Annotated in this window: 13 protein-coding genes; 3 read left to right on the plus strand and 10 right to left on the minus strand. The window is 71.8% G+C overall.

Going from position 1 to position 15220, the window contains the following annotated elements; all coding sequences use genetic code 11:
* The 7 genes from ACTWQE_RS30720 to ACTWQE_RS30750 form a co-directional block, all read right to left on the minus strand.
* Positions 1 to 244: FGGY family carbohydrate kinase (locus ACTWQE_RS30720; protein WP_443332358.1), on the minus strand; the 244-nt coding region annotated here is incomplete at its 3' end.
* Between the two features lie 228 nt (positions 245 to 472).
* A complete protein-coding gene (locus tag ACTWQE_RS30725; RefSeq protein ID WP_443332359.1) occupies positions 473 to 1189 on the minus strand; it encodes an MIP/aquaporin family protein in 717 nt (238 codons plus the stop codon).
* A 281-nt stretch (positions 1190 to 1470) separates the two neighbouring features.
* Positions 1471 to 3168 (minus strand): GGDEF domain-containing protein, encoded by a 1698-nt coding sequence (locus tag ACTWQE_RS30730; protein WP_443332360.1) that lies wholly within the window; start codon positions 3166 to 3168, stop codon positions 1471 to 1473.
* Between the two features lie 368 nt (positions 3169 to 3536).
* Positions 3537 to 3884: an Mpo1-like protein gene (locus ACTWQE_RS30735; protein WP_443332361.1), complete on the minus strand. Its 348-nt coding sequence runs from the start codon at positions 3882 to 3884 to the stop codon at positions 3537 to 3539.
* 70 nt (positions 3885 to 3954) lie between these two features.
* Positions 3955 to 4620: a TetR/AcrR family transcriptional regulator gene (locus ACTWQE_RS30740; protein ID WP_443332362.1), complete on the minus strand. Its 666-nt coding sequence runs from the start codon at positions 4618 to 4620 to the stop codon at positions 3955 to 3957.
* A gap of 110 nt (positions 4621 to 4730) precedes the next feature.
* On the minus strand, positions 4731 to 5048 hold the full coding sequence (locus ACTWQE_RS30745; RefSeq protein ID WP_443332363.1) for a MazG-like family protein: 318 nt from the start codon (positions 5046 to 5048) through the stop codon (positions 4731 to 4733).
* 155 nt (positions 5049 to 5203) lie between these two features.
* Entirely contained in the window at positions 5204 to 6013 is an 810-nt protein-coding gene (locus ACTWQE_RS30750) for a M15 family metallopeptidase (RefSeq protein WP_443332364.1), read from the minus strand.
* A 58-nt stretch (positions 6014 to 6071) separates the two neighbouring features.
* Between ACTWQE_RS30750 and ACTWQE_RS30755 the strand changes: the two genes are divergently transcribed.
* A complete protein-coding gene (locus ACTWQE_RS30755) occupies positions 6072 to 6638 on the plus strand; it encodes an NUDIX domain-containing protein (protein ID WP_443332365.1) in 567 nt (188 codons plus the stop codon).
* A gap of 21 nt (positions 6639 to 6659) precedes the next feature.
* Here ACTWQE_RS30755 and ACTWQE_RS30760 read toward each other — a convergent pair whose 3' ends face one another.
* The gene (locus tag ACTWQE_RS30760) at positions 6660 to 9014 is read right to left on the minus strand and encodes a glycoside hydrolase family 31 protein (protein ID WP_443332366.1); all 2355 of its coding nucleotides are present in this window, start codon (positions 9012 to 9014) and stop codon (positions 6660 to 6662) included.
* 389 nt (positions 9015 to 9403) lie between these two features.
* Between ACTWQE_RS30760 and ACTWQE_RS30765 the strand changes: the two genes are divergently transcribed.
* Together ACTWQE_RS30765 and ACTWQE_RS30770 are read left to right on the plus strand one after the other, a co-directional pair.
* Positions 9404 to 11422: an acetoacetate--CoA ligase gene (locus tag ACTWQE_RS30765; protein WP_443332367.1), complete on the plus strand. Its 2019-nt coding sequence runs from the start codon at positions 9404 to 9406 to the stop codon at positions 11420 to 11422.
* Between the two features lie 71 nt (positions 11423 to 11493).
* Positions 11494 to 12444, plus strand: coding sequence for a hypothetical protein (locus ACTWQE_RS30770; RefSeq protein ID WP_443332368.1), 951 nt, complete (start codon positions 11494 to 11496; stop codon positions 12442 to 12444).
* A 123-nt stretch (positions 12445 to 12567) separates the two neighbouring features.
* Here the strand turns inward: ACTWQE_RS30770 and ptsP are convergent, their stop codons facing one another.
* Positions 12568 to 14238, minus strand: a complete 1671-nt coding sequence (gene ptsP / locus ACTWQE_RS30775; RefSeq protein WP_443332369.1) for a phosphoenolpyruvate--protein phosphotransferase — start codon at positions 14236 to 14238, stop codon at positions 12568 to 12570.
* Between the two features lie 89 nt (positions 14239 to 14327).
* Positions 14328 to 14777, minus strand: coding sequence for a PTS sugar transporter subunit IIA (locus ACTWQE_RS30780; RefSeq protein ID WP_443332370.1), 450 nt, complete (start codon positions 14775 to 14777; stop codon positions 14328 to 14330).
* Between the last annotated feature and the right edge of the window lie 443 nt (positions 14778 to 15220).

Here is a 15220-nt window from a genome sequence, read left to right on the forward strand (position 1 = left end):
GGTTGGTGATGCCGAGCGCGCTCAGCTGCTCGGCGCGCAGCCCGGCCTTGGCCAATGCGCCCGCGACGACGGCCTGCACCTTGGACCAGATCTCGGTGGCGTCGTGCTCCACCCAGCCCGGCTTGGGAAAGATCTGTCGGTGCTCGCGCTGGTCGACGGCGACGATTCCGCCGCCCTGGTCGAAGATGATGCAGCGGCTGGATGTGGTGCCCTGGTCGATCGCGGCGACGAATAAGTCCGTCATGGACGTCTCCTGACTCGGAGGGCTGGGAGGGCTGGGAGGGCGGCGTGGCTCGTAGGACCGCGCCGGCGGGAGGCCGGTCCGGCCCGGCCCGGAAGGGAAGAACCGTGGGGCTCTGAAAGCCGCCGCTCGTGAATCCGGCCGGCTCGTGGGACTGCGGCGGTCCGGGCAACCGCAGGGGTACGGGAGACTGCGCCGGTCCGGGCAGCCGCGGTGGTCGGCGACCCCCTCTCAGAAGGCCGCGTTGAAGATCAGCCCGGACAGCACGGCCCCGATCAGGGGGCCCGCCACCGGAACCCACGAGTAATTCCAGTCCGAGGTGCCCTTATTGGGGATCGGGAGCAGGGCGTGGACGATACGCGGGCCGAGGTCGCGGGCCGGGTTGATGGCGTACCCCGTCGGCCCGCCGAGCGAGAGGCCGATGCCGACCACGAGGAACGCGACGATCAGTGTCTGGACGCCCGACCGGCCGAGCCCCTCGGTCAGCCCGAAGGCCAGGACCGGCAGCACCAGACCCACCGTGGCGATGATCTCCGTGACGAGGTTGGCGACCGGATTGCGGATCTCCGGGATGGTGGAGAAGATCCCCAGCGTGGGCTCCTTGTTGGCACCGAACTGCGCGTAGTAGGCGAGCCAGGCGAGCACGGCGCCGAGGGCCGCGCCGACCATCTGCCCGAGAAGGTAGAACGGCACATCGCCCCACTCACCGGTGTCGACGGCAATGCCCACCGTGACAGCGGGGTTCAGCTGGCCGCCGGAGAGCGGTCCGGCCGTGTACGCACCGGCCAGGACTCCGAAGCCCCAGCCGAAGGCGATGACGATCCACCCCGAGGCTCTCGCCTTCGAGCCGCTCAGTGTGACGGCGGCGCAGACACCGGCGCCGAACAGAATCAGAATCGCGGTGCCGATGACCTCACCGATGAAGATGTCCCCAGGGGAGAATTCCATAGCGGCTCCTAGGACTCGCCGGGGCACGCGGCCCCGGTCCTGCGTGCAGGGTGGGTCTTCCCATGCAAGCGGAGTGCGGTGGCAGGGCGTTGCCGTTCCCCGCGCGGCGTCCGCGACGAGCGTGCCGGTACGGCGGAACCGCCCAGGGGGCGGCGCCCGCCGGCCCGGCAGAGATCTGCACGGCCGGTGGCCGACGTGCGGCGATGCCGATGCCGGTGCCGACTGACATCCGGAAGTGTTCACTGGTGCTGTGGGAGCGTCAAGGTCGCGGGCAGCAACGGCTAACCGGGGGCAGGCACCCCCCGGACGGCGCCGCCCGGACCGCCGGGCTCCGGTACGCGCAGGGCGTTCCCGCGCCGTACCTCCTGCCGTGCGGACCCGGGCCGTCCCAGGACCCAACTGGCCCCGCGCAGCCTCTTCGCCGACTTCTTCAGCGGGGCCAGACAGGCGGCGGCCTGGTGGTGGTCGGCCACGCTGCCCGGCGGGCACAGCACCGTGGCGAGCGACAGGGTGGCCGGGATCCCGCCCGCCGACCAAGGGGTGTCCAGCACGGCGGAGGCCAGCGGCTCGAGCCCCGACGGGTCGGCCAGCAGCAGGAAGTCGTCCCCGCCGATGTGCCCGACGCGGGCACCGGACTGCCCGGCGGCGGCCTCCGCGAGCGTACGTCCCACCGCACGGATCAGCTCGTCGCCCGCGGCGAACCCCGCGCCGTCGTTGATCTGTTTGAAACCGTCCACGTCCAGCCAGCTCAGGGCGAACTCCCGGCCGTCCGCGATCCGGCGGTCCACCTCGGCGTTGACCGTGTCCGAGCCCGGGAGCCGGGTCAGCGGGTTGAGCCGGGCCGCCTCCTCCACACGGCTCTCCGCGAGCGCCCGGACGATATCGGCCAAGTGCACCACGCCCACGCAGCGGCCCCGGTCGTCGACGACCGTCACATCGTCACCGGTGCGGCTGCGGTGGTCGGCCGCCATGACATCCAGCACCTCCCAGGCCGTGGCGTGCTCACCAACCGTCCGGGGGAGGTCGGCGAGGCGCACCGCGGGGCGGTCCGCGTACAGGGCGTGCCCGTACCGGCCGGAGAGCGACAGGAGGAAGCGGTCGCGGTCCACCGCCCGTACGGGCACTCCCGCGGTGTCGACCAGCACCACGCCGGACACGGCGGGGGAGCCGGTGAGCAGCGCCCGTACGTCCTCGGCGGAAGCGGTCACCGGGAGCAGCGCGGCGGGCTGTACGAAGTCCAGCACCGGGGGGCCGGTACGCCCGGAGGGCCCCGCCGGGGTGGCCATCGGCGCGGCGGGACGGTACACATCGGCGGCGGGCAGGCGCGCCGCGGGCCCGAAGAGGTTGCCCTGGGCCAGCTGTGCGCCGGCCTCGCGCGCCGCCGCACACTGCAACTCGGTCTCCACGCCCTCGACGGCGAGTTGCCCGCCCGTGTCGTCGCAGAACCGGCGCAGCCCGGCGACGACGCCCCGGCAGCCGGGATCATCCGGCATCCTCGTCACGACCGTTCCGTCGACCTTGATGAGGTCCGGGTCCAGTGCGGCGAGGAGCCGCAGCGGTACGTCACCGTCGCCGACCCCGTCCGCGCTGATCCGGAAGCCGTCGTCGCGCAGCGCGGCCACCGCCGAGAGCAGCGCCGGCCGGGGCACATGAGTGAAGGGCGGCACCAGGTCGACCGTCACCTCCCAGGGCCGCCGCCCCGCCTCGCGTACGGCCTTGCCGAGGGACGCGAGCCCGCCGAGATCCGCGGCCGTGCCTGCGAACACGTTGACGTGCAGCGGCAGCAGCGTCTCCCGCCGCGCCGCCGACCGTACGGCGAGGGCGGCCAGTTCGCCGTCGAGTTCGGGGCTGCGGCGTGCCTGGGCCAGTACGTCGCCCCGCTCCGGCCGGGCGAGTAACTCCATGGCCGTCACGGAGCCGGTCGTGAGGTTCACGACCGGCTGGAAGGCGAAGCGGAGATGGTCCGTCCAGGAGGGCACAGCAGCATGATGGCCGCATGTGGTGTGCGCGGGCGCGTGGTTCACGCGGAGTTCACGCTCCCTTCCGGAGCGTAGGCACCGGCGGCAGACCGGCGGCGCCCGGCAGGGGTGGTGGGCACCTGCCGTACGGCCGTCCACCAGTCCTGCACCTGCCGGGGAATGGCTACGGCTTCGTCCGCTGACGGCGCCTTGTGGTTACCGGCCCGACCGCGCGGAACCCGGTGCCCGCGGGGCGTACCTCAGCGGACCACGACGACCCCTCGGGGCCACCGCTGAACCAACCGGCCACCACGGGCCCGCGGGTGCGCGACACCGTGCCTCCCCACGCACCCAGCAGAACTGACGGTATGTCAGAAATATGTCATGTCTCAGGCGTTCTCGGCGAGCCACTTGGCAGCGGTCTCGGCCAACTCGTCATCGCGGCCCGCGAGCATCATGCGGATCATCTGCGCGTCGCCGCGCAGCGACCAGGCGGGGTGCCCGAAGGTCGCGGGGTTGTTCTTCTCGATGAGGAAGTGCGCGGGCCAGGCGGTGCCGTAGCCGATGACCGGCAGCCCGGCGAGGTAGCGTTTGCGGCCGCTGACCAGCCCGTACGTGCTCAGCGCGAGCCCGGTCAGGGTGCCCGCCAGATGGATCCACCGCGTGGCCGCCTTCGCGTGCATGGCCACGTAGTACGGCCAGAACTCCTCGTACGATGTGAACGTCTGTTGAGTCATGCCTGCCACCGTAATGCGGTGCGCGGAGGCGGGGGAGCCCCTGTGCGGGCGGGGCAGCGGCGTACGACGGCTACCGGCCCGTCCCGCTCGGACCGAGCCGGAGCAGGACCCCGCCCAGCTGCTGCGGAGTGAGCGGAGGCGCCGGAAGGGGGGCTGCGGCGTCGGTGCGGAAGCCGTCGAGGAGGAGAGCGAGGTAGCGGCGCCAGGCATCGGGTACGACGGCGGCGGAGGCCGGGACCACCCTGCCGAGGGCGGCCAGGGAGAAGAGAAGGTCCTCGGTGACGATGTCGTCCCGTATCGCCCCCTGCTCCTGGGCGCGGCGGAGGAGGAGGCCGACCGTCTCGTGATGGTGGGCCTTGAGCGCTTCGAGTGAGGGGATGCCCTCGATACCGGTCGTCATCAGGTCATTGGCGCCCCGGTCCGCGGCCAGCCCCTGGAAGATGTGCTCCAGATAATCCCGGAGCCCGCTCCAGGCGTCCTCGGCCAGCCGGGCTTCCTCGCCCACCCGCAGGGTCGCGGTGAGGGAATCGTGGAAGACCGCCTCGATGAGCGCCGCACGGGTGGGGAAGCGCCGGTAGAGCGTGGCGTTGCCGACACCGGCCCGGCGGGCGATGTCGTCCAGCGGCGCGTCCACACCCTGTTCGGAGTAGATCTCCCGGGCCGCTGCGATCAGCAGGTCCCGGTTGCGCTGGGCGTCCCGCCGCAGCGGCGTCTGCCTCTCGTCCCCGGCATCCATGAGCGGCACCCTAGCAAGAACCGTGGAGCCATCCCCGGTTGGTGCGGGTCCCGCCCAACCGGCGTTCCCGGCTTCTGCGCAGCGCTCCCCACCGTTCGCGGGCGGACCGCTCACGTGGTCAGGGACCGCTCGGCGATCTGTGCCATGCGGCGTTCGAAGACCTTCTGCGCATCCGGGGTGAGAGTCCGGAGGGCGACCATGCCCGTGAGGATCACGTCGCACAGCTCGTTCTGTACGTCCTCCCACGTGTGGCTGAGGCCCTTACGCGGATTCGACCCCATGACACCGTGCAGCGCCTCGGCGACCTCCCCGGCCTCCTCGCTGATCTTCAGGACGCGAAGCAGGCGCGCCATCTCCGCGGGCGCCTGGCTCTCCTCGTCCAGCCATTCCACGAGCCGGCGGACAGTGCTCCAACTGCTCTGGTCCATGCGCTCCTCCGGGGGTGGGGTGTGGTGCACGAGCCCCTGGTACAGCGCGTCCGGGTCCGGCACGGCGACCGGCCGGAGACTAGCCGAGAAGACTCGGAGCCCGGTTGCGGGGTGTCGGCCCGAGTGGCCCGAGCGAGGGCACCGTCACGGCAGCCTCACCGATGGGATGTCAGAGACCTCCGGTGGACGAGGAAGTCGAAGGAGGTGTCGGGGAAGAGCTCCGGCTTGTACGTGAAGTGCCACCACTCCTCGGGGAGGTTGACGAACCCCTGCCCCTCCAGGGTCTCCTTGAGCAGCAGCCGGTTCGCACGCTGCCTGCCGTGGATGCGGGGATCCAGGGTGTGGGAGAGCGTGTCGAAGCAGTCGAAACCCGTCCCCATGTCGACGGAGTTGTCGGGGAACCGCTCGGCACGAGGCGCGTAACAGGGCACCAGCGGCTCGCCGGGCTCGTACGGGCGGGTCGGCCGGGCCGGCAGCTTCACCATCGTCAGATCGACGGTGCTGCCGCGGCTGTGCCCGGACTTCTCCGCGATGTAACCGTCCTCGAACAGGCGCGTCTTGTCGACCTTCGGATAGAACTCACCCTTCATCGACTGGTCGTCCAGGTCCTCGGCCCACTCGACGAAGTGGTCAACGGCCCGCTGCGGCCGGTAGCAGTCGTACACCTTGAGTGCGTAGCCCTTGCGCAGCAGCTTCTTCTGCGCCCGGTGGAGGGCCTTCGCCGCAGGGGCCGTGAGGATGCACAGCGGCCTCCGGTAGCCGTCGATGCGCTCGCCGACGAAGTTGTGCGGCGTCACATAGCGGATGTCCTGAAGGATGGTCGGGTCGACGTCCCGGAGGGCGACGAACTCCTTGGGGGCCTGTGGCTCCGGCCGGGCCCGTGCCACGTCGGGAGCGGCCGTGGCGGCGACGAGCACGGCGGCGGACAGGGTGAGGGCGCGCAGTGCGGCGGCAAGTCCTGGCATGCCTCCTGGATCTACCAGGTGGGCGGCGCCGCGGGAAGCGGTCCTGGTGCGAAGCGCCATGGGATACAGTCCGCGCGTGACCGGCCCGGAACCCTTCTCCCACTGCTCGTACTGCGGCGCCGCGTACCCGCCCGACACCGGCTGGCCGCGGCACTGTCCGGAGTGCGGCGGCACCGTCTACCGCAACCCGCTGCCGGTCGCCGTTGCGCTGCTGCCCGTCCGGCACGCCCACGGCACCGGCCTCACGGTCGTCCGCCGCACCATCGAACCCCGCCGCGGTCGGATCGCCCTGCCCGGCGGGTTCATCGACCACGGGGAGGACTGGCGCGACGCCCTGGTACGCGAGCTCGCCGAGGAGACCGGCATCACCGCCGCGGCCGGACATGTGAGCCTCACCGACGTGCTCAGCTCGCCCGCGGGCCATCTGCTGGTCTTCGGCCTGCTGCCCGAACGTACGGCGGACAGCCTCCCGCCGTCGCGGCACACGGATGAGACGGAAGGGTGGGAGATCCTGGAGAAGCCGGTCGAACTGGCCTTTCCTCTGCACACCCTGGCCGCGCGGGCATGGTTCGCCGGGCGGTACGACGGCCTGCTGCGCGCTCAGTCCCAGGAGAAGCCGCGCTGAGTCCCGCCTCCGGTGCGCCGCTCAGCCCACCCGTCCGCGCACGCGCACCGGATAGCCGACCTCTCCGCCCCCGGCCCGCTCCACCACGACCCGGTCGTCCTCCCACCGTGACACGAACCGCTCGACCGGCGGATGCTCCCAGCCGTCACCGGCGTCGACGACGACCAGCCCGCCGCCCGAGCGCCCGGGCGCGGGCGGCCATACCTCCAGCTCCACCCGGCCGTCCTCTCCCATGACAGGCAGCACCGAGCCCGCCCGCGCCAGAACCGGAATCCGTGACAGCGGTGCGTCCAGCAACACCTGCCCCGGGCCGTCGTACGCCTCACCGGATGCCGTGTCGTACCACCGCCCGCGCGGCAGCCGCACCGCCCGCCGGGTCGCGCCGCGCTCCAGCACCGGGGCGACGAGCAGCGCATTGCCCAGCAGAAACTCGTCCTCGCAGTCACGCAGTGCCCGGTCCCCCGGGGAGGACCACCACACCGGACGCGCATACGGTGCGCCCGTACGGTGTGCCAGATGGGACAGGGTGACGAAGTACGGCCGGAGCCGCTCCCGTTCGCGCAGCGCCTCGCGCGCGTGGTCCAGCGCCCGCGGGCCGAACTCCCACGGCTCCCGCCGCCCGGCGGAGATCGCCGAGTGCGTACGGAACAGCGGCAGCCAGGCGCCGAGCTGGAACCAGCGCACATACAGCTCCGGTGACGGAGAGCCGCTGAAACCGCCGACATCCGGACCGGAATAGGGCACTCCGCTCAGTCCCAGCCCCAGCACCAGCGCCAGCGAGGCCCGCAGCCCCGGCCAGCCGGTGCACACGTCGCCGGACCAGCTGCCCCCGTACCTCTGCATACCCGCCCACCCCGAGCGGGAGAAGAGGAACGGGCGCTCCTCCGGTCGCAGTTCGCACAGACCGTCGTACCCGGCTCTGGCCATTTCCAGCCCGTAGACGTTGTGCGCCTCCCGGTGGTCGCCGCCCCGCCCCTCCAGAGCGTGCCGGGCCGAACGCGGAAGGGTCGGGTCGCCGAAGGCCGCGAAGGACACCGGCTCGTTCATGTCGTGCCAGAACCCGGAGAAGCCCTGTGCCGAACGCTCCGTGTACAGGTCGCCCCACCACTTCCTCGCCCGTGGATCGGTGAAGTCGGGGAAGACCGACTCCCCGGGCCAGACCTCCCCGCGCACCTCCGCGCCCCGCGCGTCCCGTACGAAGACGTCCGCGGCGCTCCCGCTGTCGTACACCGGATTGCCGGACTCCGCCTTCACCGCCGGATCGACGATCGACACCAGCCGCACCCCGTCCGCGCGCAGCTCCCGGGCCAGCCCCGGCAGATCGGGAAAGCGCTCTGTGTCCACCGTGAAGATCCGGTGCCCGCGGTAGTGGTCGATGTCCAGGTGCACGGCGGAGAGCGGCAACCCGCGCTCGCGATAGCCCGCCACCACGCGCCGGACCTCCTCCGCGCTGCCGAAGCCCCAGCGCGCGTGGTGATGACCGAGCGCCCAGCTCGGGGGGATCGCGGGCGCGCCCGTGAGTGCCGCCCAACCGTGCAGTGCACGGGCGGGGCTGCCGACCACGGTCCAGGAACGGAGCGGCCCGCCGTCGAACCGCAGTTCGCAGGAGCCGGGGCGGTCGTGCCCGGATCCGGCGCCCTCCTCACCCTCGCGGAGCCGCACCCGGCCGTCCCAGGGATTGTCGTGGAACACCAGATGAGTCCCGGCGTCCGCGACGACCATCTGCACCGGCATCGTGATGTACAGCGGGTCGTCCCCGGGCTCGAACGCGCCGCCCGGATCGGTGTTCCACAGACGGTACGAACCGTCCCGCAGGCGGGGGCCCGAGCTCCGCCCGCCGAGTCCGAAGAAGCGCGCGTCGGCCGCCACCTCGAACCGCTGTACCCAGCGCGCACCGGTCCCCTCCGCTCCGGAGACGGGATCCCACCAGCGCGGGGGCAGGTCTCGCCGGAGGACCACACCGCCCGGCGTACGGATCTCCACCATCCCGTGCCGGGACACCACCACGGTCACCCGCTCCGAGACGACGCGCCAGCCGCCGTCCTTGTCCGGCTCCAGCGCCGCGCGTACGTCGGCGTCCGGGCAGCCGCCCGCCAGCGCGTACGAGGGCTCCGGCTCCGCATCGTCCCAGCCGCAGAAGACGGCGCCGCCCGCGGTCACCCTCACCCGGAGCGAGGAGCGGGCGAACCGCACCACGCCGCCCCCGGGCTGTGGCTCCGCACTCTGCGCGAGGCCCGGCACACGCGCCCGCTCCGCGCCCCGTCTCGGCAACCCGGCCGCATCGGCACGCTGCCGCCGCCACGCCGACCGTACGGAGCGCAGCCCTTGCGCCGTACCGACCGCCTTCACCGACCGCACCAGATCCCGCGCATCCATGCTGTTCACCCTGCCATTGACGACCCGCGGTACGAGGCGCGTTCAACTGTCGTTCACCCGTAGTGGGCGCACCCTTCCTCCCCTCATGCGGGGGGCCCACCCTGGTGCCGGAGTCGATCACGTGGCATCGTCCTGCTCAGCCGCGCTACGAGCACGACCACCCGCCGAACCGGGGAACCCGATGCCCGTGAAGCGCAGCGACGCCGACCACCGAAGCAGACCGACGCAGACGAGCGGACCGAACAGCGCAGACCGACGCAGACCGACCACCAAGCGACGCCGACACCCGGCGCCCCACCCGGCGCCGACACCCGGCGCCCACCGAGCAGACCGCCGCAGCCCAGCAGACCATGCGACGCAGACCACGCGTCCAGCCCGGGAGCCGTGCCATGACCTCAGCGAACACCGCACCGACGCCCCCACCGCAGCCGGAGGCGCTGTGGCGGCCGGGAGCCGATCGCATCGCCGGGGCGCAGATCACCGCCTTCCAGGAGTGGGCCGCCGACCGGTACGGCGCCCCGCGAACCGTGCCCGGCGACCCGGCTGCCGGCTACACCGCTCTCCACCGCTGGTCGGTCGAGCAGCTCGAACCCTTCTGGCAGGCCGTGGCCGAGTGGTTCGAGGTGCGCTTCGGCAGCCCGTACGAGCGGGTGCTCGCCGCCCCGGCGATGCCCGGCGCCCGCTGGTTCCCCGGCGCCACCCTCAACTACGCGGAGCACGCCCTGCGCGCCGCCGAGGACCCGGCCCGCGCCGACAGCCCCGCGCTGCTCCACGTCGACGAGACGCACGACCCGCAGCCGGTGACCTGGGGCGAACTGCGGCGGCAGGTCGGCTCCGCCGCCGCCGCACTGCGCCGCCTCGGCGTCCGTCCCGGCGACCGCGTCAGCGGCTACCTCCCCAACGTCCCCCAGGCCGTCGTCGCCTTTCTCTCCACCGCCGCCGTCGGCGCCGTCTGGACCTCCTGCGCCCCCGACTTCGGCGCCCGCAGCGTCCTCGACCGCTTCCAGCAGGTCGAGCCGGTGATCCTCTTCGCCGTCGACGGCTACCGCTACGGCGGCAAGGAGCACGACCGCGGCGAGACCGTCGCCGAGCTGCGCCGTGAACTCCCCACCCTGCGCGCCGTGGTGCACATCCCGCTGCTCGGCACCCCCGCGCCCGAGGGGGCGCTGGACTGGGCCGACCTGGTCGCCGCCGATGTGGCACCCGCCTTCGAGCAGGTCCCGTTCGACCACCCCCTCTGGGTGCTCTACTCCTCCGGGACCACCGGCCTGCCCAAGGCCATCGTCCAGTCCCAGGGCGGCATCCTCCTCGAACACCTCAAGCAGCTGGGCCTCCACACCGACCTCGGCGCGGGCGACCGCTTCTTCTGGTACACCTCCACCGGCTGGATGATGTGGAACTTCCTCGTCTCCGGCCTGCTCGTGGGCTCCACCGTCGTCCTGTACGACGGCAGCCCCGGCTTCCCCGACACAGGCGCCCAGTGGCGGGTCGCCGAACGCACCCGAGCGACCTTCTTCGGGACCTCCGCCGCGTACGTCATGGCCTGTCGCAAAGCGGAGGTGCACCCGGGCCGGGACTTCGACCTCTCCCGCGTGAAGTGCGTCGCCACCACCGGTTCCCCGCTGCCGCCCGACGGCTTCCGGTGGCTCCACGACGAGGTCGCCGACAACCTGTGGATCGCCTCCGTGAGCGGCGGCACCGACGTCTGCAGCTGCTTCGCCGGAGCCGTCCCCACCCTCCCCGTCTTCACCGGCGAACTTCAGGCCCCCTGTCTCGGCACCGACCTCCAGGCCTGGAACCCGCATGGCAAGCCGGTGGTCGACGAGGTCGGCGAACTCGTCGTCACCAACCCCATGCCCTCCATGCCGATCCACTTCTGGAACGACCCGGACGGCCACCGCTACCGCGAGAGCTACTTCGAGATGTTCCCCGGCGTATGGCGGCACGGCGACTGGATCACCCTCACCGCTCGGGGCACGGTCGTGATCCACGGCCGCTCCGACTCCACCCTCAACCGGCAGGGGGTCCGTATGGGCTCGGCCGATATCTACGAGGTGGTCGAACGCCTCCCCGAAATCCGCGAGTCCCTGGTCATCGGCCTCGAAGAGCCGGACGGCGGCTACTGGATGCCGCTCTTCGTCCACCTCGCCGAAGGCGCCGCACTCGACGACACGCTCCGTGACCGCATCAAGCGAACCATCCGCGAACAGCTCTCGCCCCGCCACGTCCCCGACGAGATCATCGAGGTCCCCGGCGTGCCCCACACCCTCACCGGCAAGCGCATCGAGGTCCCCGTCAAACGACTGCTCCAGGGCACCCCGCTCGACAAGGCCGTCAACCCCGGCTCGGTCGACGACATCGCACTCCTCCGCCACTACGAACGCGTCGCCCGCGACCACGCGTCGTAGCCGTCACGCTCCGTTGTCAGACCCCCTGGTTACGGTGAGTGAGCACTGACCGGACGTGACGAGGGGGAGAGATGACACCGGCGGAGTACGGCGACAAGCAACCGAGCACGGGGCACACGCTGAGCACGCGACACACGGCGCACCCGCTGCGCAGGGAGGCACCGAGCACCGTGGCCCTGCTGGCCGACGAGGAGGACTTCGCGGCCATGCGGCGCTATACGACGTTCGCCTTCGACGACCACACCCGGTATCTGCGGGAGATGGAGGGGCTTCTGCGCTCACTGTCGGACCAGGGAGTCCACACCACGGTGGCACTCTTCGACCCGCGTGAGTACGAGGAATTCTGTGAGGACGCCCGTCTCGACCCCGACCGGGCGGACAGCCGTACGCGGTACACCGCCGACGTCGCGGCCCTGGGCGCCACGGTGCCCTACGCCGGCCAGCCGGTCGACCGCCTGGTGCCCGAGCTGATCGGGGAGGCCGAGCGGCACGCCACGTTCGAGTGGGCGACGGCACTCCTGGCAGGCGTCGACGACTGCCCCGACTGCGACCGGGGACGGGGGCGCGCCGCGTACGCCCGTGCGTCCCGCGCCCTGATGGGACTGGTCGAAGCGGTCGGTCCCGGCACGCACCATGTGGTGTGCAGCGTGCCCGTAGGAGCCGCCTCGCTCATCGCGACCTGCCACGCCGAGTGCGACGACCGTGCCCGGGTGCGTCTCCTGGAGTCGGAAGCCCTGCTCCTCAGCACCGTCCTGGCGGCGGGAATCGCCACCGACAGCCGTGGTGGCATCGTCATCCGCAGCAGCCCTCCCGCGCCGAGGCGAGCCGGCGCGGATACGGGTGCGGGTACCGACATCGTCCGGGGCTGGGCGCTTCGCGACGGCTGGCCCCGTCCCCTGAGCGAGGCGGAGGTCTTCACCGCCTACTGCACCGACGCGGACACCGGAGAACCGGTGCCTCCCGAGCACGGAGTCGACTACCGCCCCGGCATCGCGCTGCCGCTGCCGGAGGACGACCGCTGAATACGGCGGTGGCCGCTTGAACACGGTGGTGGCCGCCCCGCACCGGGCGGGACGGCCACCACCGTCGTAGTCCTGTTGCTGCCTGTTGCTGCGTCACCCGCCGGGAACCGACCGGTGCGCAGGTCACTCTCCCGACAGCACCGCCTGCGCGGCTCGCCGCGCCTCGTCAGCGGTGTCCGCCGCACGGGCGGCCGCCGCCGCGCGCTCGCACTGGGCGAAGGTGTGCTTGGCCAGGGTGGCCCGCACATAGGGAAGGGACGCGGCGCCCATCGACAGGCTCGTCACGCCCAGACCGGTGAGGACGCAGGCGAGCAGCGGGTCGGAGGCAGCCTCACCGCATACACCACAGCTCTTGCCCTCGGCCTTCGCCGCCTCGGCGGAGAACGCCACGAGGTCGAGCAGCGCCGGCTGCCACGGGTCCTGCAGCCGGGACACGGCACCGACCTGGCGGTCGGCGGCGAAGGTGTACTGCGCGAGATCGTTCGTGCCCAGAGAGAGGAACTCGACCTCCTGAAGGACCGAGCGCGCCCGGAGCGCGGCGGACGGAATCTCCACCATCGCGCCGAACTTCGCCTGGAGACCCGCCTCGCGACAAGCGTCGGCGAACGCCTTGGCATCGGTGCGGTCGGCCACCATCGGGGCCATCACCTCGAGGTAGACCGGCAGGCCCTCGGCGGCCTTGGCGAGCGCGGTCAGCTGCGTCCGCAGCACGTCCGGGTGGTCCAGCAAGGTGCGCAGACCCCGCACGCCCAGCGCCGGGTTCGGCTCGTCGGAGGGGGTGAGGAAGTCCAGCGGCTTGTCCGCACCCGCGTCCAGCACCCGCACGACGACCCGGCCCTGAGGGAACGCCTCGAGCACGGTGCGGTACGCCTCGACCTGCTTCTCCTCCGACGGCGCGTTCTTGCTGTCGTCGAGGAAGAGGAACTCGGTACGGAACAGACCCACCCCCTCCGCGCCCGCCTCGACAGCCGCCGGGACATCGGCCGGCCCGCCGACATTGGCCAGCAGCGGCACCTTGTGCCCATCGGACGTCGCTCCCGGGCCGGACGAGGCTGCCAGCGCCGCCCTCCGCTCGGCGGCCGCGGCCTCCATCTCGGCGCGCTTCTCCGCCCCGGGCTCGACGAAGATCTCACCGGTACTGCCGTCGACGGCGATGACCGTGCCCTCGGCGAGCTCCCCCGCACCCGGCAGCGCCACCACCGCCGGCACCCCCAGTGCCCGGGCGAGAATGGCGCTGTGACTGGTCGGCCCGCCCTCCTCGGTCACGAAGCCGAGTACCAGCGTCGGGTCGAGCAGAGCGGTGTCCGCCGGCGCGAGATCGCGCGCGATCAGTACATACGGCTCGTCGCTGTCCGGCACCCCCGGCATCGGCACTCCGAGCAGACGGGCCACGATGCGGTTCCGTACGTCGTCCAGGTCCGCGACCCGGCCCGCCAGGTACTCCCCGGCACCCGCCAGCAGCGCCCGGTACGAGGCGAAGGCGTCGTACACGGCCCGCTCGGCCGTACTCCCGACAGCGATACGGCTCTCGATGTCCGCCAGCAGCTCCGGGTCCTGAGCCATCATCGCCTGGGCCTCGAGCACGGCCTGCGCTTCGCCGCCCGCCAGATTGCCGCGCGCGACCAGGTCAGCGGAGACGGCCTCCACCGCCTGCCGGGCGCGCCCCTGCTCACGCGGTGCCTCCTCGGTGGGGATCTGCTTCGCCGGCGGCTCCAGTACCGCCGTACCCATGTGCCTGACCTCGCCGATCGCCACCCCGTGGCTCACACCGACGCCTCGCAGTGTTGTCTCCATTGCACCCGTCTCCGGTTTCTCCGGTTGAGGCGGCGAAACTCGTCACGCCGCTGTGGATGTCCGTATGCGCCGACCACACGGCGCGCAGCTCACTTCCAGCGGAAGAGAGCGTCGCCAGGCTTCACGTCGGTGCCGTCAGCGATGTCCGAGAGGTCCTCGGCCGCCGCCTCGAGCGCCACCACCGGGCACACCGGAGACTTGCCGGCAGCCTCGACCGCCGCCGGGTCCCACCGCACCACGGCCTCCCCGCGCCGTACGGTGTCGCCCTTGTTGACCAGCAGCTCGAAGCCCTCGCCGTTGAGCTGCACGGTGTCGATGCCCAGATGGGTCAGCACACCATGCCCCTCGCTGTCGACCACGACGAAGGCGTGCGGGTGGAGGGACACGATGATGCCGTCGACGGGCGAAACGGCCTCCGAGGGCTCACGCAGGGGGTCGACCGCGGTCCCGGGCCCCACCATCGCTCCGGAAAAGACCGGGTCGGGCACCGCCGCCAGTCCGATCGAACGTCCTGCGAGCGGGGACGTCACGGTGGTCATGGGAAGCCTCCCAGGGGCTGAGACTGAGCAGGCGTGGTCGCCAGGGGTCATGGAGGACATGCTGATCAGAAGACTAAGTCATGGGACGACCCGATTCCGTGCCGCAGACGGCGCCCGGACCGGGCTGTGTGGCCGCGGAATCGATTTGCCTCGTCCGGGGCGGCGATGTAGGGTCGTACCCCTGTCCGCAACCGAGGCATCACGGAGTTCCGTGAACTCGGCGAGGACGACCACACCTATCAAACCTGATCCATTCTCGGATCGAATTCTGCGTGCCCGCAGATGCCGGTCAGAGACACGGAAAAAGCCTGATAGAGTTGGAAACACCGAAGGGAAGCGCCCGGAGGGCCCGGAGACGGGGCCGAAGGAAGCGTCCGTTCCTTGAGAACTCAACAGCGTGCCAAAAGTCAACGCCAGATATGTTGATACCCCGTCTCCGGACC

It is taken from the genome of Streptomyces sp. 8N706 (assembly GCF_052245415.1).
GTDB lineage: Bacteria > Actinomycetota > Actinomycetes > Streptomycetales > Streptomycetaceae > Streptomyces.